This is a genomic window from Streptomyces sp. NPDC088810, from assembly GCF_044750305.1.
GTDB lineage: Bacteria > Actinomycetota > Actinomycetes > Streptomycetales > Streptomycetaceae > Streptomyces.
This window is the reverse complement of sequence record NZ_JBIVJQ010000003.1, coordinates 391,183-413,842: the sequence shown is the minus strand read 5'-3', so window position 1 is coordinate 413,842 and position 22,660 is coordinate 391,183. Positions and strand designations below refer to the sequence as shown.

The 22,660-nt window shown below is 69.6% G+C and carries 16 protein-coding genes and 4 pseudogenes; 5 read left to right on the top strand and 15 right to left on the bottom strand.

Features of this window, described 5'->3' with window-relative positions:
- Positions 1 to 341 precede the first annotated feature (341 nt).
- From ACIP4Y_RS12725 to ACIP4Y_RS12705, 5 genes and pseudogenes are all read right to left on the bottom strand, one after another.
- The gene (locus ACIP4Y_RS12725; protein WP_401391581.1) at positions 342 to 587 is read right to left on the bottom strand and encodes a hypothetical protein; all 246 of its coding nucleotides are present in this window, start codon (positions 585 to 587) and stop codon (positions 342 to 344) included.
- Positions 551 to 2,305, bottom strand: coding sequence for a Pls/PosA family non-ribosomal peptide synthetase (locus ACIP4Y_RS12720; protein ID WP_401391578.1), 1,755 nt, complete (start codon positions 2,303 to 2,305; stop codon positions 551 to 553). The genes ACIP4Y_RS12725 and ACIP4Y_RS12720 overlap by 37 nt, the downstream gene beginning before the upstream one ends.
- Positions 2,306 to 2,429: 124 nt before the next feature.
- The gene (locus tag ACIP4Y_RS12715; protein WP_401391575.1) at positions 2,430 to 3,239 is read right to left on the bottom strand and encodes an AMP-binding protein; all 810 of its coding nucleotides are present in this window, start codon (positions 3,237 to 3,239) and stop codon (positions 2,430 to 2,432) included.
- Between the two features lie 233 nt (positions 3,240 to 3,472).
- Positions 3,473 to 4,065: pseudogene (locus ACIP4Y_RS12710) on the bottom strand (transposase family protein); the annotation flags it as partial.
- 30 nt (positions 4,066 to 4,095) lie between these two features.
- On the bottom strand, positions 4,096 to 4,278 hold the full coding sequence (locus tag ACIP4Y_RS12705) for a TMEM175 family protein (protein WP_401391573.1): 183 nt from the start codon (positions 4,276 to 4,278) through the stop codon (positions 4,096 to 4,098).
- Between the two features lie 279 nt (positions 4,279 to 4,557).
- On the opposite strand from ACIP4Y_RS12705, the gene ACIP4Y_RS12700 reads away from it, so the two are divergent.
- Together ACIP4Y_RS12700 and ACIP4Y_RS12695 are read left to right on the top strand one after the other, a co-directional pair.
- Positions 4,558 to 5,925: a lectin gene (locus ACIP4Y_RS12700; RefSeq protein ID WP_401391570.1), complete on the top strand. Its 1,368-nt coding sequence runs from the start codon at positions 4,558 to 4,560 to the stop codon at positions 5,923 to 5,925.
- 54 nt (positions 5,926 to 5,979) lie between these two features.
- Positions 5,980 to 8,160, top strand: a complete 2,181-nt coding sequence (locus tag ACIP4Y_RS12695) for an RICIN domain-containing protein (protein WP_401391567.1) — start codon at positions 5,980 to 5,982, stop codon at positions 8,158 to 8,160.
- Positions 8,161 to 8,242: 82 nt separating this feature from the next.
- On the opposite strand, the gene ACIP4Y_RS12690 is transcribed toward ACIP4Y_RS12695, so the two are convergent.
- The 3 genes and pseudogenes from ACIP4Y_RS12690 to ACIP4Y_RS12680 form a co-directional block, all read right to left on the bottom strand.
- The gene (locus ACIP4Y_RS12690) at positions 8,243 to 8,443 is read right to left on the bottom strand and encodes a hypothetical protein (protein ID WP_401391564.1); all 201 of its coding nucleotides are present in this window, start codon (positions 8,441 to 8,443) and stop codon (positions 8,243 to 8,245) included.
- A gap of 513 nt (positions 8,444 to 8,956) precedes the next feature.
- Positions 8,957 to 9,274: pseudogene (locus tag ACIP4Y_RS12685) on the bottom strand (glycosyltransferase); the annotation flags it as partial.
- A gap of 1 nt (position 9,275) precedes the next feature.
- A pseudogene (locus tag ACIP4Y_RS12680) lies at positions 9,276 to 9,923 on the bottom strand (aldehyde dehydrogenase family protein); the annotation flags it as partial.
- A 183-nt stretch (positions 9,924 to 10,106) separates the two neighbouring features.
- Here ACIP4Y_RS12680 and ACIP4Y_RS12675 point away from each other — a divergent pair.
- Positions 10,107 to 10,277 (top strand): annotated as a pseudogene (locus ACIP4Y_RS12675) (IS30 family transposase); the annotation flags it as partial.
- Positions 10,278 to 10,343: 66 nt separating this feature from the next.
- On the opposite strand, the gene ACIP4Y_RS12670 reads toward ACIP4Y_RS12675, so the two are convergent.
- Genes ACIP4Y_RS12670 through ACIP4Y_RS12660 form a run of 3 tightly spaced genes read right to left on the bottom strand, consistent with a single transcriptional unit; the run spans position 10,344 to position 15,334 of the window.
- Positions 10,344 to 11,636, bottom strand: coding sequence for a ThuA domain-containing protein (locus ACIP4Y_RS12670; RefSeq protein ID WP_401391561.1), 1,293 nt, complete (start codon positions 11,634 to 11,636; stop codon positions 10,344 to 10,346).
- Between the two features lie 26 nt (positions 11,637 to 11,662).
- Positions 11,663 to 13,888: an RICIN domain-containing protein gene (locus ACIP4Y_RS12665; RefSeq protein WP_401391558.1), complete on the bottom strand. Its 2,226-nt coding sequence runs from the start codon at positions 13,886 to 13,888 to the stop codon at positions 11,663 to 11,665.
- Between the two features lie 45 nt (positions 13,889 to 13,933).
- On the bottom strand, positions 13,934 to 15,334 hold the full coding sequence (locus ACIP4Y_RS12660) for a lectin (RefSeq protein ID WP_401391555.1): 1,401 nt from the start codon (positions 15,332 to 15,334) through the stop codon (positions 13,934 to 13,936).
- 805 nt (positions 15,335 to 16,139) lie between these two features.
- On the opposite strand from ACIP4Y_RS12660, the gene ACIP4Y_RS12655 reads away from it, so the two are divergent.
- A complete protein-coding gene (locus ACIP4Y_RS12655; RefSeq protein ID WP_401391552.1) occupies positions 16,140 to 16,673 on the top strand; it encodes an IS5 family transposase in 534 nt (177 codons plus the stop codon).
- 36 nt (positions 16,674 to 16,709) lie between these two features.
- On the opposite strand, the gene ACIP4Y_RS12650 is transcribed toward ACIP4Y_RS12655, so the two are convergent.
- The gene (locus tag ACIP4Y_RS12650) at positions 16,710 to 17,504 is read right to left on the bottom strand and encodes an alpha/beta fold hydrolase (protein ID WP_401391549.1); all 795 of its coding nucleotides are present in this window, start codon (positions 17,502 to 17,504) and stop codon (positions 16,710 to 16,712) included.
- Positions 17,505 to 17,845: 341 nt separating this feature from the next.
- Here ACIP4Y_RS12650 and ACIP4Y_RS12645 point away from each other — a divergent pair, with 341 nt between their 5' ends.
- Positions 17,846 to 19,222, top strand: a complete 1,377-nt coding sequence (locus ACIP4Y_RS12645; RefSeq protein ID WP_401391546.1) for an MFS transporter — start codon at positions 17,846 to 17,848, stop codon at positions 19,220 to 19,222.
- Positions 19,223 to 19,271: 49 nt separating this feature from the next.
- Here the strand turns inward: ACIP4Y_RS12645 and ACIP4Y_RS12640 are convergent, their stop codons facing one another.
- From ACIP4Y_RS12640 to ACIP4Y_RS12630, 3 genes are all read right to left on the bottom strand, one after another.
- Positions 19,272 to 21,191: a helix-turn-helix domain-containing protein gene (locus ACIP4Y_RS12640; protein ID WP_401391543.1), complete on the bottom strand. Its 1,920-nt coding sequence runs from the start codon at positions 21,189 to 21,191 to the stop codon at positions 19,272 to 19,274.
- Between the two features lie 88 nt (positions 21,192 to 21,279).
- Entirely contained in the window at positions 21,280 to 22,101 is an 822-nt protein-coding gene (locus ACIP4Y_RS12635) for a 3-hydroxybutyrate dehydrogenase (RefSeq protein WP_401391540.1), read from the bottom strand.
- A 54-nt stretch (positions 22,102 to 22,155) separates the two neighbouring features.
- The gene (locus ACIP4Y_RS12630) at positions 22,156 to 22,635 is read right to left on the bottom strand and encodes an NUDIX hydrolase (protein WP_401391537.1); all 480 of its coding nucleotides are present in this window, start codon (positions 22,633 to 22,635) and stop codon (positions 22,156 to 22,158) included.
- Positions 22,636 to 22,660 lie beyond the last annotated feature (25 nt).

The following is a 22,660-nucleotide window of genomic DNA, read 5'->3' as shown; positions in this document are numbered from 1 at the left end:
CTTGCCGGAGACGAACTCGTCCCTGTCCCTTCTGCCTGCGGCCGGGCGCCACACACGCTCTCCGTGCCGTCGAAAATTCCGGTCCGACCGCCTGCGACCAGGCACTCGATGACCTCGGCGAGAGTGCACGGCGGACGCCCGACGCGACAGTGCAGCCCGATGGCACGCGTGGTGGTGGAGCGGTCCACACCGAAGCGGCGGGCCAGGATGCCTTCTTGAAAAGCGAGCTGCTCGGTACTTCACGAGGCAGCAGGGCACAGACCGCTGTCGGTCCGTGCCCTGCCACCGTCGCGGGTGGCGCGTGCTTACCTGACGATCGCCGATGCCGCGGTGACCTCGCATCACACCCGGGCGGGCGGTGGGGTCGGCGTCACGTCCCAGGCGGCGACCGGGTTACCGAGCCACCGGGTGCCCTGCGGCACCCCTTCGCCACGCCTCACCAGGGAGGAGGGGCCGATCACGGCGCCTTCGCCGAGGGTCGAGCCGGGCAGCACGATGGAGTGCGGGCCGATGGTGGCGCCGCGGCGCAGGCGGATGGGGTCCATCCGCATCAGGCGGTCGTGGAAGAGGTGGGTCTGGACGACCACGCCGCGGTTGACGCTGGTGCCGTCATCCAGGCGGACGAGGTCGGTCTCGGGGAGCCAGTGGGACTCGCACCACACGCCACGCCCGACCCTGGGCCCAGCGTGCGCAGCCACCAGGCGAAGAACGGTGTGCCCAGCAAGGCCTGGCCGAGCCAGGGCATCGCCAGCTCCTCCACGAACACGTCATAGAGCTCATTGCGCCAGACGAAGGAGCTCCACAGCGGGTGCCGGCCGCGGCGGAAGCGGCCCACCAGCAGCCACTTGGCAGCCGTGGTGGTCAGCAGGGCCAGCACGCCGGAGACGAGTACCACCGGTCCGGCGGCGAGCGCGGCCACGGCGAGCCCGGCGCGGTTCAGGACTTCCTGGAGCGCGACCGTGGTGACGTCCCCGAGGCCTGCGACGACCGGCAGCGGCAGAAGGCGGCACAGTTCCACCGCCACACGCGCCCACACCAGGCGGCGCGGCGGTTCGTAGGTGCGGATGGTGTCCGTGGGCTCCACGACGCGGCTGATGGTCAGTCCTGGGCGGCCGATCCAGCTGGAGCCGGGGGCCGCCTCAGCCGGGGTGTCGGAGAGGACGCCGACGAGGGAGTTCTCCGGCAGCCGCCGCCCCGGGCCGACGATCCCGGAATTTCCGACGAGGGCCCGCCGGCCCACGTGTGCCTCGCCAAGCCGCAGCCAGCCGCCGCGCACCTCGAAGGGGGCGACGAGTGTGTCGTCGGCGAGGAAGGCACCGTCATCGAGCGTCATCAGACCCGGCAGGCCGAGGACGGTGGATGCCTCGACGCGGCGCCCGACGCGCGCACCCAGCAGGCGGAGCCACACCGGGGTGAGAAGGGAGGCGTAGATCGGGAAGAGTTGGGTGCGGGCAGCATCCATCAGACGGTACGTCAGCCACGCGGCCCAGGCGGTTTTTCCGCGTCCAGGGTGCAGGCCTGGCGCCAGGACGCATCCGAGCAGGCGGATGGCGGCCCCGAGCAGGCCCGCGTAGCAGGCGTAGGTCAGGGCGGCGGCCGGGACGGACAGGAGCAGCAGCAGCTCGACGGCGCGGCCGTAGCTGGTGGTGTGCCGCAGAAGGACGAACAGGGTGATCCCCGCAGGGGCGGCGGCAAGCAGCGGCAGTGTCTGGAGCGCGGGCAGGGAGAGCAGGTACGCCAGACCCCAGCGGCGGGAGGTGCGGTGCTCCGGTGCAGGCCAGTCCTGCACGGTGCCGGCCGCGTCGCCGTCCGCCGGCCGGGCGGGGGATCCGTGCCAGTACTCGAGCGCCGGGACGGGTCCGGTGACGCAGCAGCCGGGCGCGATCTCCGCCCCGGCGCCGACTTCCGCGCCGGGCATCAGGACGCTGCGCGTTCCGACGCGCGCCTCCGGACCCACCCGCACGCTCCCGACGTGGAGCACGTCCCCGTCCAGCCACCAGCCTGCGACATCCGCCTCCGGTTCGATGCTGGAGCCGGCACCGAACTCCGCCAAGCCGGTCACCGGTGGCAGCGCGTGCAGAGCGACGTGATCGCCCACTGTGCAGCCCAGCCAGCGGGCGTACCGGGGCGCGAGGGGGGTGCCGGCCACTGATGCCACGTTGAAGGCGGCCACCAGCCGTTCCGCCGCCCACAGCCGCAGATGGACCCGGCCGCCGCGCGGATAGCTGCCCGCTCGCATGCCTCGGGTGAGCAGCCGGGCGCCGCCCGCGCCGATCGCGGCCCGGCCCGGTGCGCTGAAGAGCACCAGCCAGCCTGCCGCGATCAGCCACCAGGAAACGGGTGGAGCCCAGCGAACCGGGCGAGCAGGTTGTCGGCCGCCGCCAGGACCGTCAGCCAGCGCAGTCCGGCGACGCCCAGCAGCACGGTGGTCACGAGGAGCTGGACGATCGCGGTGCGGCGAGGCGTGGGACGTACTTCCGTGCACTGCTGGTCCGTGATCCTGACTCGTCCAGGCGTTCGGCGAGTCGGCGCAGGACCGGGAAGTGGTAGACGTCCGCCACGGACGCCTTGGGGTAGCGCTCGCGCAGGAGGGAGACCAGGGAGGCGGCGGTGAGGCTGGTGCCGCCGAGGGCGAAGAAGTCGCTGCCGGTCTTCGGGGTGACGCCGAGGACGGCGCGCCACCGCTCGGAGAGCCAGGCGGCGGTGCCGTCCGACGGCGGTTCCCCGTCCTCGCCATCGCCGTCGTCCGCGAGGGTGGGCAGAGGCCAGGGCAGAGCCTTGCGGTCCACCTTGCCGGAGGTACGGGCCGGCAGGTCGCTGACCACACCGAGCACGGGGACCAGGGCCTGCGGCAGCCGTTCCCGCAGCAGCTTGCGACAACAGGCCGGGGTCGAAGGCGGTGCCGTCCTCCGGAACGAGGTAGCCCACGAGCAGGGGCCCGTCTCGGCCCGCTCGTCCGGGTCGTCGACGTCCACCGGCACATAGGCGGCTCCCGCGCCGAGAACGCCTAGCACTGCCACGTACAGGTCGGCCGTGCCGGAGGGCACCCGCACGCCCACCCGGTCGCCGCGCCCGACGCCGAGCCGGGCCAGGCGGTCGCCGAGGGCGCGCACCCGTTCCGACAGCGTCCGGTAGGTGTGCACCGTGCCGGCTGCGTCGAGGGCCGCGGCGTCGGGATGTGCTCCCACAGTGGTGTCCAGGATGTCCAGCAGCGTCCTGGCCGGTGCGGGATCCCGCACCCGCCAAGTGGCGAGCGCCGCGTGTAAGGATCGTTGATCAGTCGTCCCGATTCTGTTCGCCGTAGGCATGGATCAAGGCTGTGTCAATTCCATGAGGCGCCCCGCAACGTTCTCTGGGATTTGCCTGAGAAACGCTGGTGAAATCGGCGGCGCACATGTGAATACGTTCAGCGTGGACGAGAAGAAATGAAGAGTGAATGCTTCGGCGCACGGTCGCCGCCGTTCACGCCATGGGCCTTGCGAAGGATCCGCCATTGCTTGAGGCGGGCGAAGGCGCGTTCGCCCTGGCGCTCGCGGCCGGGCGTGGTCGCGGTTGAACCAGGTGTACTTGTGGTGCAGGTCGCGGCCGTAGCAGGGGATGCGGACGGTCGCTCCGGCTCCGCGATGGGCCCGGTCGGCGAGGACGAGGAGCTGACGGGACAGACAGGCCCGGATCACACCGTGCGCGCGGGCCGCGGTCACGTCGTGTGTGCGGCCGGGCAACGCCCGTGAGAACCACAGCGGTGTCCCGTCCGGGGCGGCCACGGCCTGCATCGTTCATCCCGTGACAACGGTGCTTCATCGAGGAGTACGGTTCATCCGCCGCGAGGGCGGTGCCGATCAGGCGCCGTCGAGGATGACGAATCCCTCCGGCGCCTCCCGCGGAACCTGGTGCAGGCTCGGAGCAAACGCGGCGAGGAACTGAACGGTCTCGGTGACGTACCGCCCGGCGGTGGCGGTGGAGACACCGAACCCTGCGGCGACCTGGGCATCGTCTCGTTCTTGCGTAGATGGACCAGGGCCGGCGGAGCCTGCGGACGCAGCCCGGGTGGCGCCAGCGGGAGTTGTTCAGGTGGAACAGGGCATGCCGAGGCAGTCAAAGCGCCCCGATGACGGCGAAGCGCAGCAGGTAGGCGGCGATGGCGGGCACCGTGCCCCGGACCGCGTTGGCGACATTCGAGTCGTGCGGACCCACAGGGGCGGTGATCTCGAGTGCGAGCAGAGTGATCGCGATGGCGAACACGGCGTCGCCGAACAGGGCCAGTCGTTCGGAACCCACGACCGACAATGTCGCGGCCGCGGAGGCCAATGGGGCGACGGTTGGTCATGTCGGCGACACCACGGGATGCGTTGGGGACGAGGATGCCACACACCCCGGGCCGCCGTGCACTGAGTGAACCAACATCCAATTCCCTTTCCGTACATCTTACTTCACACCTTGACGGAACTGGTCCGTACCTTTAGTTTCTCCGGGCGACCACACGCCCGTGCGTCACTCGACCGTTCGCAAGGCGAACGCGGCCCGAGCACCCCATCCCCCACGAAAGGCCGCCCCGCCATGGCCATAGCCAGGTACTTCCCCGCATCCGCCCTCCTGTCGGTCTCTGCGTTCACCCTGTCCTCCGCCCTGCTCACCGCTTCCCCCGCCCAGGCCGCCACCGGCGCCATCACCGGGCTCGCCGGCAAGTGCCTCGACGTCGCCGGGGCCAACTCCGCCGACGGCACGCCCGTCCAGCTCTACGACTGCAACGGCACCAACGCCCAGCAGTGGACCGTCGGCAGCGACGGCACCATCCGGGCGCTGGGCAAGTGCCTCGACGTGACCGGCAATCCGACCGCCGACGGCGCCAAGGTACAGCTGTGGAGCTGTACCGGCGGCGCGAACCAGAAGTGGACCGTCACCGCCGCCCACGACATCGTCAACCCGCAGGCCGACAAGTGCCTGGACGTGACCGACAACAACTCCGCCAACGGCACCCGGACCCAGATCTGGACCTGCACCGGCGGCGCCAACCAGAAGTGGACCGCGCCCGCGGCCGGCGGCAGCACCCCGGCCGCGCCGATGGCCGTCGCGCCGTACCTGTACAACGGCTGGGGCAGCCCGCCCAGCCCCACCACCGTCATGAACGCCACCGGCGTCAAGTGGTTCACCCTGGCCTTCGTCCTCAGCAACGGCTACTGCAACCCCCAGTGGGACGGCGGCCGCCCGCTGACCGGCGGCGTCGACCAGCAGACCGTCAACACCGTGCGGGCGAACGGCGGCGACATCATCGCGTCCTTCGGCGGATACAGCGGCAACAAGCTGGAGAGCTCCTGCTCCAGCGCCGGCGAACTGGCGGCCGCATACCAGAAGGTCATCAACGCCTACGGGCTCAAGGCCATCGACATCGACCTGGAGGCCGACGCCTACAGCAACTCCACGGTCCAGCAGCGCACCGTGGACGCCCTCAAGACCGTCAAGGCCAACAACCCGGGCATCAAGGTGTACGTCACCATCGGCACCGGCCAGAGCGGCCCCGACACCAGCCTGATCAACAGGGCCGCCGCCTCCGGACTGACCGTGGACAGCTGGACCATCATGCCGTTCGACTTCGGCGGCGCCGGCCAGAACATGGGCGACCTCACCACGCAGGCCGCCGAGGGCCTGAAGAACGCGCTGAAGAACGCTTACGGCTACAGCGACGACCAGGCCTACCGGGACATGGGCATCTCGTCCATGAACGGGATCACCGACAACAACGAGACCGTCACGGTGAACGACTTCCGGACCATCCTCGCCTATGCCCAGGCCCACCACCTCGCCCGGCTCACCTTCTGGTCCGCCAACCGCGACCGGCCCTGCACCGGCGGCCCCGCCGACAGCTGCTCCGGCGTGAACCAGTCCGACTGGGACTACACGCGCGTCTTCGCCGCCTACACCGGCTGAGACCCCCGGCTGTTTTGGCCTCGGCCGAACCCCCGCTTCCGGCTAGGAGAACCCATGCTTTCGCTACCACGCCGCGGCAGATCCATAGCGGCCGCACTGGTCGCCGTGGCGGCAGCGTCACTGCTCACCGGCACCCCCGCACGGGCCGCGACCACCGCGCTGCCCACCGGCTTCGCCACCGTCATGAACGCCGCGAGCGGCAGATGCCTCGACGCCAAGGCGGCCGCCACCGCCAACGGCACCGTCGTGCAGCAGTACACGTGCAACGGCACCACGGCGCAGCAGTGGAGCTTCACCGCCGCCAGCGACGGATATGTCCGCATCAACAACGCCAACGACACCAGTCAGGTCGTGGACGTCGCCGACCTCTCCACTGCCGACAACGCGCAGGTCCACCTGTGGACGTACGGGGGCGGCAGCAACCAGCAGTGGCTGCCGGTGAACGACGGCGGAGGTGCCTACCACTTCGTCAACAGGAACAGCGGCAAGTGCCTGGACGACCCCGGCGCCTCGCTCGCCGACAGCGTGCAGTTCGTGCAGTACACCTGCAACGGCACCGCTGCCCAGCGCTTCCAGGTGGTCCCCGTGACCCCGTCGGCCACCAACCCCGATCTCGGGCCGAACGTCGTCGTCTTCGACCCGTCGATGTCGTCCTCGGCCATCCAGGGCAAGCTGGACACGATCTTCAAGCAGCAGGAGACCAACCAGTTCGGCTCCCAGCGCTACGCCGTCCTCTTCAAGCCCGGCGCCTACGACGCCGACGTCAACGTCGGCTTCTACACCCAGGTGCTGGGCCTCGGCCTGACCCCCGACGCAGTGACGGTCAACGGCGCGGTGCACGCCGAGGCCGACTGGTTCCAGGGCAACGCCACCCAGAACTTCTGGCGCGGCACGGAGAACCTGTCCGTCAACCCGACCAGTGGCAGCGACCGTTGGGCGGTCTCGCAGGCGGCGCCGTACCGCCGGATGCACCTGCGCGGCAACCTCGCCCTCGACGACGGAGGCTGGTCCTCCGGCGGCTACCTCGCCGACAGCAAGGTCGACGGCCAGGTCAACTCCGGCACCCAGCAGCAGTGGCTGACCCGCAACTCCGAGCTCGGCAGCTGGACCGGGTCCAACTGGAACATGGTCTTCGTCGGCAGCACGGGCGTCCCCGCCACCAGCTTTCCCAGCCCCCCGTACACCACGGTCGCGCAGACCCCGACCAGCCGGGAGAAGCCGTTCCTCTACGTTGACAGCGACGGCACGTACAAGGTGTTCGTGCCGTCCCCGCGAGCCAACTCCACGGGGATCAGTTGGGCGAACGGGGCCTCCGGTACTTCGCTGTCGCTGGACACCTTCTACGTGGTGAAGCCGGGTGCCACCGCCGCGCAGATCAACGCCGCCCTGGCCGCCGGCAAGAACCTGCTGGTCACTCCCGGCGTCTACCACCTCGACCAGACTCTCCAGGTCAACCGCGCGGACACCGTCGTTCTCGGCCTGGGCCTGGCCACCTTCGTCCCCGACAACGGCATCACCGCGATGAAGGTCGCCGACGTCGACGGCGTGAAGATCGCCGGCCTGCTCTTCGACGCCGGCACCACCAACTCGCCCTCCCTGCTGGAGGTCGGGCCGACCGGCTCCTCCGCCTCCCACGCGGCCGACCCGACCTCCCTGCACGACGTCTACTTCCGCGTCGGCGGCGCCGGCGTCGGCAAGGCGGCAACGAGCCTGATCGTCAACAGCGACAACGTCATCGGCGACCACACCTGGATCTGGCGCGCCGACCACGGCAGCGGCGTCGGCTGGACCAGCAACACCGCGGACACCGGACTGATCGTCAACGGCGACAACGTCACCATGTACGGCCTGTTCGTGGAACACTTCCAGAAGTACCAGGTCATCTGGAACGGCAACGGCGGCCGCACCTACTTCTTCCAGAACGAGATGCCGTACGACCCCCCGAACCAGTCCGCCTGGATGAACGGCTCCACCCAGGGCTACGCCGCCTACAAGGTCGCCGACTCCGTCACCAGCCACCAGGCATACGGCCTCGGCAGCTACTGCTACTTCAACGTCAACCCCAGCGTCGTCGCCACGCACGCCATCGAGGCGCCCAACAACTCCAATGTCCGCTTCACCAGCATGGTGACCGTATCCCTCGGCGGTGTCGGCACCATCAGCCATGTCGTCAACAACACCGGTGGCCCGTCCAACTCCAGCACCAACGTGGCCGACCTGACCAGCTATCCGTAGCCCGTCCGGGCAGCGGGGCGGTCAGCACCCCGGCCCGTCCGGGTCGCCGGACGGGCCGGGGTTCTTCACATCCCTGACGGGATCACCTCTGCCACTTGAGCGCGCGCTTCTCGAAGATGCCGATGAGCGCGCTGCCAAGCACCATCAGGACCGCGGTGATCACCAGGGCCGCGAACAGCCCCGTCGGACCGAACTGCTGGGTCGAGGTCATGGAGTGGTAGCCGAGCCCCTCGTCGGCCGGGATGAACTCACCGGCGATGACGCCGATCACCGCGAATGACACACCGGCTTTGAGGCCGCGAACAGCGGCACGGCCCGGACAGCCGTCTGGGGCCCGTCAGGCACGCTCAGCGGTTGGGAGGGCGTCATCGTGTTAGGGATGCCTCAGCGGCCCGGCCTGCTCCTCACCGGCCTCGGTAGCCGGAGCGTCGTCGGACTTCTCGGTGGCCTTCTGCGAAGGGAGAGCGATAGGCACAGCGAGGTGCGAGAGGGTGTGCAGTACACGGCTGGTGAAGTCGCATACCGGGGCCGGGAGACAGCGGCTGCGAGCCCAGCGGGCCATCCCGTCGTAGACCTCGGCCAGGCCCGATCCGGACGGTGTCATCGAGGACGGACCGCTGTACGCGATGTCGTCCGCCGACTTCAAGGAGGAAGCGGCCCTGCCAAGGTCGGACCGCGAGCCGTACCGCCCGTGCAGTCCGGGCAGCGGCGCGAGAGGTGCACGAGGTAGCGGGGGTGGGCGGTGACGAACGTCTGCGCTCCGCCGTTGGGGAGCGACCTCCTGCGGCGGCACTACCTCGGCGATTCCCGGCGCACTCAGTACCTCTATGGTGCCCGGGGTGTCGGTCTCGACGGTGGCCCGACCGCTGCTCAGCGCCTCCAGGAGGGCGAGGCACAGCCCCTCGGCATGGCTCGGTTGGGAGACGATGTCAGCGCACGCGAGGATGCCGGGCATGCAGTCGAAGGTGACATCGCGATCGATCTGTGCCAGCTCGCGCAGTCCGAGACGGTCCAGTTCGGATTCGAGTTGGCCGGCGTACTCTTCCGAGGCCGAGTTGACGCTCCCCACGATCAGCAGCCGCGCCTCGGGAACCTCGCGTACAGTCGGGCGAATGCCCGGATCGTCTCCAGATGGCCCTTGCGCGCTTTGAGCCGACCCGCCGAGACCACGAGCAGCGAATCGTCGGCAATTCCGTAGTGCCGACGGACGGCTCCCGCTGCCCGTCGGGGGTGGGGTCCCGTTCGTGGAAGGACGCCACCCAGGGAATCCCGGCAGCGACCGCCAGGGTCTTACCGAGGACAGCGGTGTCCAGGGTGTTGGTCATCACCATGTCGGGCCGCGCTTCCTGCAGGCAGCCCGCGAGTTCGGTGTGAAGACCATAGGCCATCTGCTCCCAGCGTATCTTGGTCGCGTCTTCAAGATCTGCCTGGAACCGGTGTAGCCGCCGCACCACCACGCCGTCGGGATCGCCGGGGAAGTCAGCGTCGGCTGAGACTCCGCGCGGCAGATCCGTGACCACCCACACCGCGTGGCCCGCGCCCGCGAGACCGCGGGCGAGCTCGAACGCATAGGTCTCAGCTCCTCCGATGACCGGGTGGGAGCTGGAGGTCAGCATCAGGATGCCCATGGGGCCGAAGACTTCTTCCGCGTAGGCCGGGGATGCGTCGGTCACGTCGGTGAGGACGGTGGGGCGGTAGAAGAGGTCCTCGTAGATGCCGTCGGCCGCCAGGCGGGCACCGCCGTCGACGCTCGCGGTTACCAGGCCGTGGATCTTGATCCCGTTGGCCGGAGTCGATGACCGGGCCGCGCACGTGTACCAGGTGGCGTCCGGTGGTCATGCAGACCGGCCCCTGGTGGAAGAAGGCACCCCAGGCGGCGGTGGACACGGCGCGCGGCCGAGGTCCGCGTCCGGGAGGACGATCAGAACCGGAGTTGCCGCCGAGTTAACACGAACGGTCTGCTGCGGCAGTACTTCGCGAACGGCACCGACCGGTCACAGCACAGCCGCGAGCACCTGGACGTCGTTGCGGCCGAGGTCTACAGCCGCCCACGCAAAGCGCTCGGCTGGGAAGCCCCGGCCGAGCGCCTCGCCAAGCTCCTGGCCACAGCCAGTTGATTGCCTGTGTTGCAACGACCCCCGGAATTCGCCGTGTGCGGCGGGGGCACCCTCGTGCTGGGTCGGTCAGGGCTGTGCGGTGAGTGTGAAGCTCTGTGCGGAGGAGCCGTCACAGGTGCGCTGCGTGAGCTGAACGCTGTTCGTCGAGGCGCTCGCCGCGGTCAGGCACTTGCCGCTGTGCCGGGCCGTGAAGTGATAGCGCCCGGTGCTCTCCTTCACCGGCAGCCATTGCTGGTTCCGTCCGCCGGAGTAACTCCACAGCTGAAGGGGGGCGTTGTCGGCCGTCGAGACGCCGGTCACGTCGATGGCCTGCTGTGGATCGGGACGGATGGCTGCCTGCCGGTAGCCGCTGTCGGTCGAGCGGAACTGGAACTGCTGTGCCTGAGTGTCGTTGCAGGCGTACTGCTGGATGGCGGTCCCGTTCGCCGTGGCGGCCGAACGGGCGTCCACACAGGTGCCGTTGCCGGCATTCGTCAGCGAGTACCAGGCGGTCTCCGAGACCGAGTCCGCCGGCGGCGTGGTCGTGTCGGCCCCGCCCAGCCACTTCAGGCCGTCCAGCAGGAACCGGTTCTGTGTCGCGCTGGCGAACGTCGACGACGTACGGGTGTTGGTCGAGTAGTTCATCGCGTTGTGGCCGAAGTTCGCGTACAGCATCTTGTACTGCGTGTTGGTCCACAGGATCGGGTAATAGCCGCTGTACCAGGACTGGTTGGGATCCGTGCCGAGGGGGAAGCTGCTGGGGTCGATCGAGGCGAGGATCTTGATGTCGGGGTTCTGCCGAAGGTCGTTTGACCAGCTGTACCACTCGCTGACCGACGAGGTGAACGTGGTCGGCAGGTTCTTGGTGGACGGGTGCGTACGGTCCTCCACCTTCAGGACCGACGTCGTCGGACCCCAGGTGTTCGTCGCGAAGTTACCGGAGCCGAGGAACGTGTTGTGGTACCAGGGCCAGCCCGCCGCATTGGTCGTGAAGGCGGCGACATGGAAGCCGAACCAGGCACCGCCATTGCGCATGTACGTCTCGAAGCCCTTCCGTTGGGCCGACGTCTGCGGCAAGTCGTCGAGGAACAGCACGACTTGGTAGGAGTTGACGCCGCCGTTGCTGAGGAGGTCCCAGTTGTTGCTGGCCGTGTAGGTGAAGCCGTTGGCCGCGGCCTGCTTGGGGAACCAGTCGTTCGCCTCCTTGACGAAGTCGATGTGCGCGGCGTCGTAGGTCCCGCTGTAGAGAGCCAGCACCTTGAACGGCGTCGCCGAGGAGCTCGCCTGGGCGGCCGGCGGTGAGGCCAGGCCAAGCAGCGTGGCCAGCAGGACGAGGGCCCGCAGGGCGGCGCGCGCCGGACCGGATCTGATGGTGCGCATCGGCTCATCGATCCTTTCTGTGCGGGTTACGGGTAGTTGGTGAGGTAGGCGACGTTGGTGCTGGAGTTGGACGGTCCTCCGGTGTTGTTGATGACATGGCTGATGGTGCCGACACCGCCCAGCGAGACGGTCACCATGTCGTGGAACCTGACCCCTGACACACTTGGCACCTCGAAGGCGCGATCGGCGACCACGCTCGAGTTGGCGCTGAAGTAGCAGTAGCTGCCCAGCCCCCATGCCTCGTGGGAGGTGACGGAGGAGGCGACCTTGTAGGCGGGATAGCCCTTTCCGCTGCCGTTCATCCAGGAGGACTGGTTCGGCGGGTCGTAGGGCATCTCGTTCTGGAAGAAGTACGTTCTGCCGCCGTTGCCGTTCCAGATGACCTGGGTCTTCTGGTAGTGCTCGACGAACAGGCCATATGCGGTCACGTTGTTGCCGTTGACCACCAGGCCGGTGTCCGCGGTGTTGGTGCTCCAGCCGACCGTGCCGCCGTTGCCGTGGTCGGCTCTCCAGATCCAGGTGTGGTCGATGATCGTGTTGGCGCTGTTGATCACCAGCGAATTGGTCGCCTTGCCGACGGTGGCGCCGCCGATCCGGATGAAGACGTCGGACAGCTGGATCGGGTTGGCCGCGTGCGAAGCGGACGAACCGGCCGGACCGATCTGCATCAGTGTCTGGGAGTTGGTGGTGCCCGCGTCGATCAGCAGGCCCGCGATCTCGATGCCGTCCACGTCGGCGGTGGAGACGGCTGTTATCCCGCCGTCCGGCACGAAGGTGGCCAGGCCCATGCCCAGCACGACCGTGTCGGGGCGAGTGATGTTGATCGTCTGGTTGAGGTGGTAGACACCGGGGGTGACCAGCAGGTTCTTGCCGGCCGCGAGAGCGGTGTTCATGTCGGCCGCGGTGGCGCCGGGCTTGACGATGTAGAACTGGTCGATCGGCAGGGACTTGCCCTCCGGGGTCTTCCCGCTCCACGTGGTGCCCACGGCGTTGCTCTGCAGCCCGGGCACGAACACCTGGTAGGCGCCGGCGCTGTTGACGTACAGGAACGGCTTCTCACGGATGGTCGGTGAGCTGGCGACGTTGGTGTACGTCGGGAAGGACTGGGCGGGCGCGCCCTGGTCGCCGACGAAGACCATGTTCCAGTTGGAGCCGGACCAGCTGCCCATCTGCGAGTTCCGGGTGAGGAACTGCTGCTGGGAGCCGGACTGGATCTGCCCGTCGACCTTGGTGTCGGAGATGAAGCCGCCGCTGGACCAGCCGCCGTCGTCGAGCGCGAGGTTGCCGCGCACGTGCATGCGCCGGTACGGGGCGGCCTGGGAGACGGCCCAGCGGTCGCTGCCGTTGGCGGGGTTGACCGACAGGTTCTCGGCGTCGCGCCAGAAGTTCTGGGTGGCGTTGCCCTGGAACCAGTCGGCCTCCGCGTGCACGGAACCGTTGATGGTCACGTCGTCCGGCGAGAAGCCCAGGCCGGCGACCTGGGTGTAGAAGCCGACGTTGGCGTTGGCGGTGTAGGTGCCGGGCTTGAACAGCAGAGCCTGGCGGGCCGAGCCGAACTGGTTGGTCTCCTGCTGGGAGAAGACCGAGTCCAGCTTGGACTGGATGCTGGACGCCGACATCGACGGGTCGAACACCGTCACGTTGGGACCGAAGTCCGGAGTACCCGGCGGGTTCGTCGTGCCTCCGCCACCCAGGATGAAGGACTGCGCGGCGGTGCCGTTGCAGGTGTACTGCACCAGCTGCACGCTGTCCGCGGTGGACGCGCTGGGGACGTCCAGGCACTTCCCGCTGTTGCGGTTGACGAAATGATAGGCGCCGTCCGCCTCGGCGACGGGCATCCACTGCTGGTTGTTGCCGCCGGAGTACGTCCACAGCTGGGCGGTCGCGTTGTCGGCGGTGGAAACGCCGGTGACGTCCCAGGCCTTGGTGGCGTCGAGATTGCTGCTCACTCGGTAGTAGCCGCCGCTGGTGGCCACCAGCTGCCAGTTCTGGGCGGTGCTGCCGTTGCACGAGTACTGCTGGACGGCGGTGCCGTCGGCACTCGCGGCCGAGCGGGCGTCGACGCACTTGCCGCTGCCCTTGTTGACCACGGTGGTATAGCCGGTCGGCAGGGCGGCGGCCGCCGCGGTCTGCGCGTTCGCCGAGTCCTGCGAGGCGTACGCGATGCCGGACGCGGTGCTCGCCACGAGCGCGACCACGGTCAGAACCGTCGGTATCCGGTGGCGGCCGGAAAGTCTCTTCCGTCTGAGCACGAATTTCTCCTGTGGTGATGGGGGTGTAAGGGCGGAGCGCGTCCGTCAGCCGGTGTACTTGGCGAAGATGCTGGTGAACTGCCAGGCGTTCTGGGCCACGCCCGAGCAGGTGTCGTTGTTCGGGTAGGCGCCGGAGCAGGGACGGTCACGGTTGACCGACCAGAACGTCAGCCGCGCCAGGTGGTGCTGCTGTGCGTAGGCCAGGATGGTCTGGAAGTCGGCCGTGGTGACGGTCTCGTTGACGTCCGTGATGCCGTTCATGGACGAGATGCCCATGTCCCGGTACGCCTGGTCGTCGGTGTACTTGTAGGCGTTCTTGAGCGCCGTCTTCAGGCCCTCCGCGGCCCGCTGAGTGAGCGTGCCCATGTTCTGGCCGGCGCCGCCGAAGTCGAACGGCATGATGGTCCAGCTGTCCACGGTCAGTCCGGACGCGGCGGCCCTGTTGATCAGGCTGGTGTCGGGGCCGCTCTGGCCGGTGCCGATGGTGACGTACACCTTGATGCCCGGGTTGTTGGCCTTGACGGTCTTGAGGGCGTCCACGGTGCGCTGCTGGACCGTGGTGTTGCTGTAGGCGTCGGCCTCCAGGTCGATGTCGATGGCCTTGAGCCCGTAGGCGTTGATGACCTTCTGGTACGCGGCCGCCAGTTCGCCGGCGCTGGAGCAGGAGCTCTCCAGCTTGTTGCCGCTGTATCCGCCGAAGGACGGGATGATGTCGCCGCCGTTCGCCCGCACGGTGTTGACGGTCTGCTGGTCGACGCCGCCGGTCAGCGGGCGGCCGCCGTCCCACTGGGGGTTGCAGTAGCCGTTGCTGAGGATGAAGGCCAGGGTGAACCACTTGACGCCGGTGGCGTTCATGACGGTGGTGGGGCTGGGCGGGCTGCCCCAGCCGTTGTAGATGTACGGGGCGACGGCCATCGGCGCGGAGGTGGAGGGCGGCGGGGTCGTGCCCCCGTCGGCGACGGGTGCGGTCCACTTCTGGTTGGCCGCGCCGGTGCAGCTCCAGATTTGTATGGCGGTGCCGTTGGCAGAGGTGTTGCCCGTGACGTCGAGACACTTGTCGGCCTGCGGATTGACGATGTCGCGGGCCGCACTGACCGTCCACTTCTGGTTCGCGCCACCGCCGCAGTCCCACAGCTGGAGCCTGGCGCCGTTGGCGGTCGAGTTGCCGGTGACGTCAAGGCACTTGCCCAGGGCCCGGATGGTCCCGTCGGAGCCGACAGTCCACTGCTGGGCGGCGGTGCCGTTGCAGTCGTAGAGCTGTACGGCCGTGCCGTTCGTGGAACTCGCGCCGGCCACGTCGAGGCACTTGCCCCCGAGACCGGTGATGCTGCCGGTGGCCGCCGCCGCGGGCGACACGGTGATCGCACCGGCGGAGAGAGTCAGTGCTGCAGTCGCGAGGGTGGCGCGCAGCGCGGTGGAGCGCGCGAGGGAACGTCTGACCATCATGGGGGGTCACAGCCCTTCAGAAGTGGCTGACGGTGTGGGGGGTGTTCACATGAATGAACGACGAGCGTGTCCGTGGAAGCTCGGTGATCGGTGAACTTAAAGGTCTGCACCAGACACGTCAAGAGATGAAGACAAGGGAGCGCCGAATTGGGATGTCTTCACAAGGAGTTGAACGCGCCGTCAACCTCCGGCGAGACGACGGGCAGCCGGGAATCCGGCGTGCGGCACCCGGATGTGACACCGATCAGCCGAGGCTCAGGCGGCACAGCCGATCCTGGGACTCCGTCCAACTGCCCTCCGCAGCAGGCGGGTTTCCAGCGTCCACTGTCCACCAACGCCCACTTGTCACGCGCGACGTGCAGGAAGTCGCCGATGAGCTTGACAGAGTCCGCCTCGCTCGGCACCAACCTCGGCTGCCTGCGCACCCCGATAGACACAGCAACTTGCATATCGTTGAGTGCTGTTCCGACAACAACGACGTCGCCCACGCGACTCACAGAGCGAGCCTGTAAGCGGATCCGGAGCGGTGTCACGGCGTCCCCCAGGCCGGGCACCGGGGTTCCGGTCAGCAGATGCGACAACAACACCGCTCCGTCGCGGCGTTCCAGGACGGTCCCCCCTCCTCCGGTGGAGTATGGGCTCGCACCGGTTGGCTCCGGCGATCCGTCCGCTCAGGACATCGCCTGGCAACTGCTGCCCCTAGAGCTGGGGTTCGGCTCCGGACAGGCATGCTGGCGTCGGCTGGGTCGATGGCAGCAGGCTGGAGTCTTCGAGCAGCTGCACCGCATCTTGCGGGCGAAACTGAATGCGGCCGGCGAGCTGGATTGGTCGCGCGCCTGTGTGGACGGCTCTCACGTCCGCGCGAGAAGGGGGAACCCCGACTGGTCCGTCTCCGGTCGACCGGTGGAAGACGGGCAGCAAACACCACTTGATCTGTGACGGCAAGGGCACTCCGCTCCATGTCATCACGACCGCCGCGAACGTCAACGACGTCACCCAGACCCTCGCCCTGGTCGACGGCATTCCGTCGGTAGCCGGACGCCCGGGCCGTCCGCGTAAGCGCCCTGAAGCCGTCCTGGGCGGCAAGGCCTACGACTCGAAGGCGGTACGAGGTGCGGTACGACATCGCCGGATCCTGCCGGTGATCTCCCGCAAGGACGCCCCGAACATCAAGGGCCTGGGCAAGCTGCGCTACGTCGTGGAGCAGACTTTCGCCCTGCTTCACCAGTTCAAACGCCTTGCTGTGCGCTGGGAGAGGCGCCTTGAACTCCACGACACTTGCGTCTCACTGGCCTGCGGCCTCATCTGCTGGAGGCGCCTCAAGAAGGCCGCATCGTGATCCATCCGTGGGGGCCGGAAAGGCCGCGGGCCATGGCTATGCCGAGGCCAGGAAGTCCCGTACCGCGTCCGCGAAGCCGACCGGGTCGTTGGCGTACAAGAAGTGGTCCGTCCTCAGTTCGACGAGACGGGTGCCGGGCCGCCGAGCGGCCATCTGCGCTGCCTGCTCCGCCGACAGCACACCGCCTTCGGCGCCGCGTATCAGCAGTGCCGGGCAGGCGGAGCCGGTCCAGTCCGCCCAGTGGTCACCGTGGACCTGGTCCTCGGATTCGTAGATGTCCTTGGGGTGGAAGTGCAGGCCCCAAGTTCCGTCCGGCCGCACGCGAACGGCGGATTCGAGGAAGGGGGCGAACGGGCCCAGCTGCGCCACGAACGCCTGCCGGCTGGGGCGGGTGCCCTCCGGAAGGTTCAGCACGAACGCCAGCGGGTTGCTGCCGTCCAGGCCGAGCTCGGCACAGCCCTCGCCGTTGACCAGCGCGGTCACGCGCTCGGGATGGCGGGCGGCGAACTGGTAGGCGTTGATCGCGCCGAGCGAGTGGCCGAGGAGGGCCGCGCGGTCCAGTCCCAGGTGGTCCATGAGGGCTTCCAGATCGGCGAGGTAGCCCTCCCGACTGTAGTCGGCCGCCCGGTCGGAGTCCCCGTGGCCGCGTTGGTCGGGCGCTATGACCCGCCAGTCCGGGGCGAGGCGGGCGGCGAGATCGGCGTACGACATGCCCTCGGACATGTGCCCGTGCAGGGCGAGCAGCGGGCGGCCGGGTCCGCCGAAGTCCACGTAGGACAGGGTGCGGCCGTCGATGGTGAGCGCGGAACGCTTGGCGTTGTCGGTGTTCATGGGTTCACGGTAGCCGACATCTATACGCGTGTACAAGACGCTTGTGTAGGACAGCTGTATAAACCTCGGCGCCGTGCGATCGCCTACCCCGACTGGTCGTCGGCGTGAGTGAATGGCCCCCAGGTCGCGCAACAGGGGAGGGCCGTAGCCGGCCTGTCGCGGACAGTGCCCCTTGCGCCCCAGTTGAGGCCACCGCGGAGGTCCCGACACCGCCTCCATGGTGGTGGCACGCACTGTCGCGCCCAGAACTATGGTGTCCCGCCACATACGCCTCTGACCTGCACCTTCCTACGGTGTGGCGACACGCAAGCGTCCCCGTCACACGCCAGGAAGTGGTGCCGATGTCCTCCCCCGCGACCGCTCCACCAGCCCCGTCCAGCCTCCCGAGGATCGTCGCCGCCAGTCTCATCGGCACCACCATCGAGTGGTACGACTTCTTCCTGTACGGCTCGGCCGCCGCGCTGGTGTTCAACAAGTTGTTCTTTCCGGACTCCGACCCGCTCGTCGGGACGCTGCTGTCGTTCCTGACGTACGCCGTGGGGTTCGCGGCGCGGCCGTTGGGGGCGCTCGTGTTCGGGCACTACGGTGACCGGCTGGGGCGGAAGAAGCTGCTGGTGCTGAGTCTCGTGCTGATGGGCGGCGCCACGTTCGCCATCGGGCTGCTGCCCACGCACGCCACCGTCGGTACCGCCGCGCCCGTGCTGCTCACCATGCTGCGGCTGGTGCAGGGCTTCGCACTCGGTGGTGAGTGGGGCGGTGCCGTCCTGCTGGTGTCGGAGCACGGCGACGCGCGGCGGCGCGGCTTCTGGGCCTCGTGGCCGCAGACCGGCGCGCCGGCCGGGCAGTTGCTCGCGACCGGTGTGCTGTCGCTGCTCACCGCCGTACTGTCCGACGACGCCTTCGGCTCGTGGGGGTGGCGGATTCCGTTCCTGCTCTCCGGCGTGCTCGTCATCGTCGGTCTGTGGATACGGCTGTCCGTCGACGAGTCGCCCGTCTTCAAGGAGGCGCTGGAGCGGGCCGAGGCGCGCCGGGCCGACGTGGAGGAGAAGCTGCCGCTCGTCTCCGTGCTGCGGCACCACTGGCGGGACGTGCTCGTGGCGATGGGCGCCCGGATGGCGGAGAACATCAGCTACTACGTGATCACCGCCTTCATCCTCGTCTACGCCACCACCTCGGCCGGCGTCTCCAAGCAGACCGCGCTCAACGCCGTGCTCATCGGCTCCGCCGTGCACTTCGCCGTCATCCCGGCCTGGGGCGCGCTGTCCGACCGGGTCGGTCGGCGGCCCGTGTACCTGCTGGGCGCCGCCGGTGTCGGGCTGTGGATGTTCCCGTTCTTCGCCCTGGTCGACAAGGGGTCGTTCGGGTACCTGATCCTCGCCGTGACCGTCGGCCTGGTGCTGCACGGAGCGATGTACGCGCCCCAGGCCGCGTTCTTCGCCGAGATGTTCGCGACCCGGATGCGGTACTCGGGCGCCTCCATCGGCGCCCAGTTCGCCTCCGTGGCGGCCGGTGCGCCCGCTCCGCTCGTCGCCACCGCGCTGCTCTCGGACTACGGCAACTCCACCCCGATCGCGCTGTACGTGATCGCCGCCGCCGTGCTCACCCTGGTCGCCGTGGGAGTCGCGCGCGAGACGCGGCACCGGGATCTCGCCCGGGTCGAGGAGGACGGCGGCGAGTCCGCTGCGGCGGCTCCGGCCGCCGAGGCGCGGACCGTCTGATCGGCCGCCCTCGACGGCCTCCGTACCGACCGGCCCCGCGCGGGGCCGGTCAGTGCCGTCCAGGCGCCGCCAGCCGGTGGAGTCTCAGGGCCAGTTGGATCTCCAGCGCCCGGGCGGGGGTCTGCCAGTCCGCGCCGAGCAGGCGGCCCACGCGCTCCAGCCGCTGCGCCACCGTGTTCACATGCACGTGCAGCGCGTCCTTGGTGCGCGCCGGGCTCATCCCGCTTTCGAAGTACGCGTCCAGGGTGCGCAGCAGTTCCGTGCCGCGCCGCTCGTCGTACGACACCAACGGGCCGATGGTCCGCTCGACGAAGCCGGCGATGTCCCGTTCGCCGGCGAGGAGCAGGCCGAGGAAGCCGAAGTCCTCGGCCGCCGCGCCGTCCCCGGCCCGGCCCAGCAGGTGCAGCGCGTCCAGGCAGCGGCGGCCCTCGGCATAGGCGGCGGCCACGGTCTCGGGGTTCCCGGCCAGGTCGGTGAGGGGTGCCGAGGCGCCGACGGTGACCGGCTGGTGGACGGCCGTGCCCAGATGACGGGCGGTGCGCCGGGCCACCTCCGTGGCGGTGTCGCCGGCGCCGAGGGGCAGCAGCAGGACGGTGCCGCCGTCGCGGGCCGCGGCCAGTCCGTGCCGGGTGGCCGCGAGGTGGGAGGCGGCGGACCACAGCCGGCGGCGGGCCGCGGCCTCCTCGTCGGCGTCGGCCGCCGGGCCGTCGAGGCGGGCGGCGAGGACGACATGGGTGGCGTCCAGGTCCGCCTGGAGGCGGCTGGCGCGTTCGCGCAGCAGGCGCGGGTCGCGGTCGCGGGCGTCGAGCAGGTCGTCCAGCAGCTCGCCGCGCACCCGCTGTTCGGCCTCGGCGGCGGAGCGGCGGGCGAGCAGCAGCAGGGAGGTGACCATCGCGGCGCGCTCCAGGGTGCGCTGGTCGACGGGGTCGAGACCGGGGTGGCCGCGCAGGACCAGGGCGCCGAGGAGTTCGCCGCCGGCGGCCACCGCGGCGATCCAGTCCGTGCCGTGCCGTACGGCGTGGCCCTCGGCCCGGGACGCCTCCAGTGCCCCGGCCGGTGCCGCCGCGGCCTCGGTGAACTCGACGGTGCCGTCGAGGACCTGGGAGACGGCGGCGGCCACGTCGTGGACCTGGCCGCCGCGCAGGACGAGTTCGGCGAGCCGGTCGTGGACCTCGGAGGCACGCTCGATGACGGCGCTGCGGTCCCGGATGATCTCGTTGGCGCGCTCCAGGCCGGACAGGGCGGCCCGGGTCTCGGCGAGCAGGTTGGCGGTATCGATGGCCGCCGCGGCGAGCGCGGCGAACGAGCCGAGCAGGGCGATCTGCTCGCGCTCGAAGACCCGCGCGCGCCGGTCCGCCGCGAAGAGGACGCCGATCACGTGCGGGCCGAGCATCAGCGGGACCCCGAGGATGGCGACCAGGCCCTCGTCGCGGACCCCGGCGTCGATGGCGTGGGTGTGCTGGAAGCGGCCGTCCTGGAAGTAGTCGTCGGTGACGTACGGCCGCGCGGTCTGGGCGACGAGTCCGCCGAGCCCCTCTCCCATGCCGAGGCGCAGTTGCTGGAAGCGCGCGGAGACGGAGCCCTCCGTGACCCGCATGTAGGTGTCGCCGCGGGCGGGGTCGTTGAGGCTGAGGTAGGCGACGTCCGTGCCGAGCAGGGAGCGGGCGCGCTGCACGATCGCCTGCAGGACGGCGTCCAGGTCGCGCAGTCCCGCGAGGTCGTGGGCGGTCTCGAAGAGCGCCGACAGCTCCGCCTCGCGCCGCCGGCGGCCCTCCAGCTCCGCGCGGACGCGCAGGGCGAGCAGTCTGGCCTCTTCCAGCGCGGCGAGCCGGCCGGCCGGCTCGCCCGCGGCGCGGGCGAGCAGCACGGGCTGCTCGTAGGCCTCCACGGAGGCGTCGCGGGCCAGCAGGTCGAGGTAGGGGGCCTCGGCGCTGCCGCTGGGTGCCGACTGCAGGTGATCGCGGGACATGGTCACAGGATTCCGTATCGGCCGGCCGGCCCGGCAGGCCTGTGGAAAACTCCCGGAGCCGGAGCCGGAGCCGGCGCCGCCGGGCCGGTCAGTGGGCCGTCCACCCGCCGTCCAGGACGAGCGAGGTGCCGGTGACGAAGGACGCCTGCGGGCTGCACAGGTAGGCCACGGCCTCGGCGACCTCCTCGGGTTCGATGAGCCGCCGCACGGCGCTGTCCTTCAGCAGGACCTCGGAGAGCACCCGTTCTTCGGGGATGCCGTGCGCCTGCGCCTGGTCGGCGATCTGCTTCTCGACCAGTGGGGTACGCACATAGGCCGGGTTCACACAGTTCGAGGTCACACCGTGGGCGGCGCCTTCCAGTGCGGCCGTCTTGGACAGGCCTTCGAGGCCGTGTTTGGCGGCCACATAGGCGGACTTGAAGGCGGAGGCGCGCAGACCATGGACGGAGGACACATTCACGATCCGGCCCCAGCCTTGCGCGTACATGTGCGGGAGGGCGCCGCGGATGAGGCGGAAGGGTGCCTCCAGCATCACGGTCAGCACCGTGTGGAACACCTCGGGCGGGAACTCCTCGATGGGCCGCACGAGTTGCAGTCCGGCGTTGTTGACCAGCACATCGGTGCCGGCGGCGGCGCGTTCGGCGGCGTCCAGGTCGGTGAGGTCGACGACCAGCGGCACGACGGTGCCCGCGAGGCCGTCGGTCCGCTCCGCCTGCTGGGCCAGCTCGGCCAGGCCGGCCGCGTCCCGGTCGACGGCGCGCACCTCGGCCCCGGCGGCGGCCAGCCGCAGCGCGCAGGCGCGGCCGATACCGCCGGCGGCACCGGTGACGAGCGCGGTACGGCCGTCGAGATCGAGCGCGAGGGCCTGGGACCGGAGGTCGGGACCGGGCAGGGGGGTGGGCGAGGTCATGTGCCGACCCTAAGCGGAACCCATCGGTCACCACATGTGGTGACCACCCATACTTCAGCTGGCATCCATAGGGTCAAACCATGTGGGTGCCTCCGACATGGCTTGCTTGATCCGGAAGAGCCCGAACTCGTGCAGTTCGGGTAGCGCGTCCACCTCGAACCAGCCGACGTCCAGCGACTCGTCGTCGTTGACCCGGGCCTCCCCGCCCACGGCCCGGCAGCGGATGGTGATGTCCATGTACTGGCAGATGTCGCCGTTGGGGTAGGTCACCGGGTCAAGGGCCTGGACCAGGACGATCCGCTCGGCGGCGCAGTGCACCGCCGTCTCCTCGAAGACCTCCCGCACGGCGCAGGCCGCGGGCTGCTCACCCGGCTCCGGGATACCGCCGATCACCGACCACTTGCGCGTGTCGGACCGCCGGCCGAGCAGCACCCTGCCCTCGTCGTCGAAGACGATCGCGGTGACCCCGGGGAGCCACAGCAACTGTCGGCCGGCGGTGGCCCTGAGCGTGCGGATGAATTCGGGAGTAGCCATGAGCCGACCCTAACGGGCCGCCGCA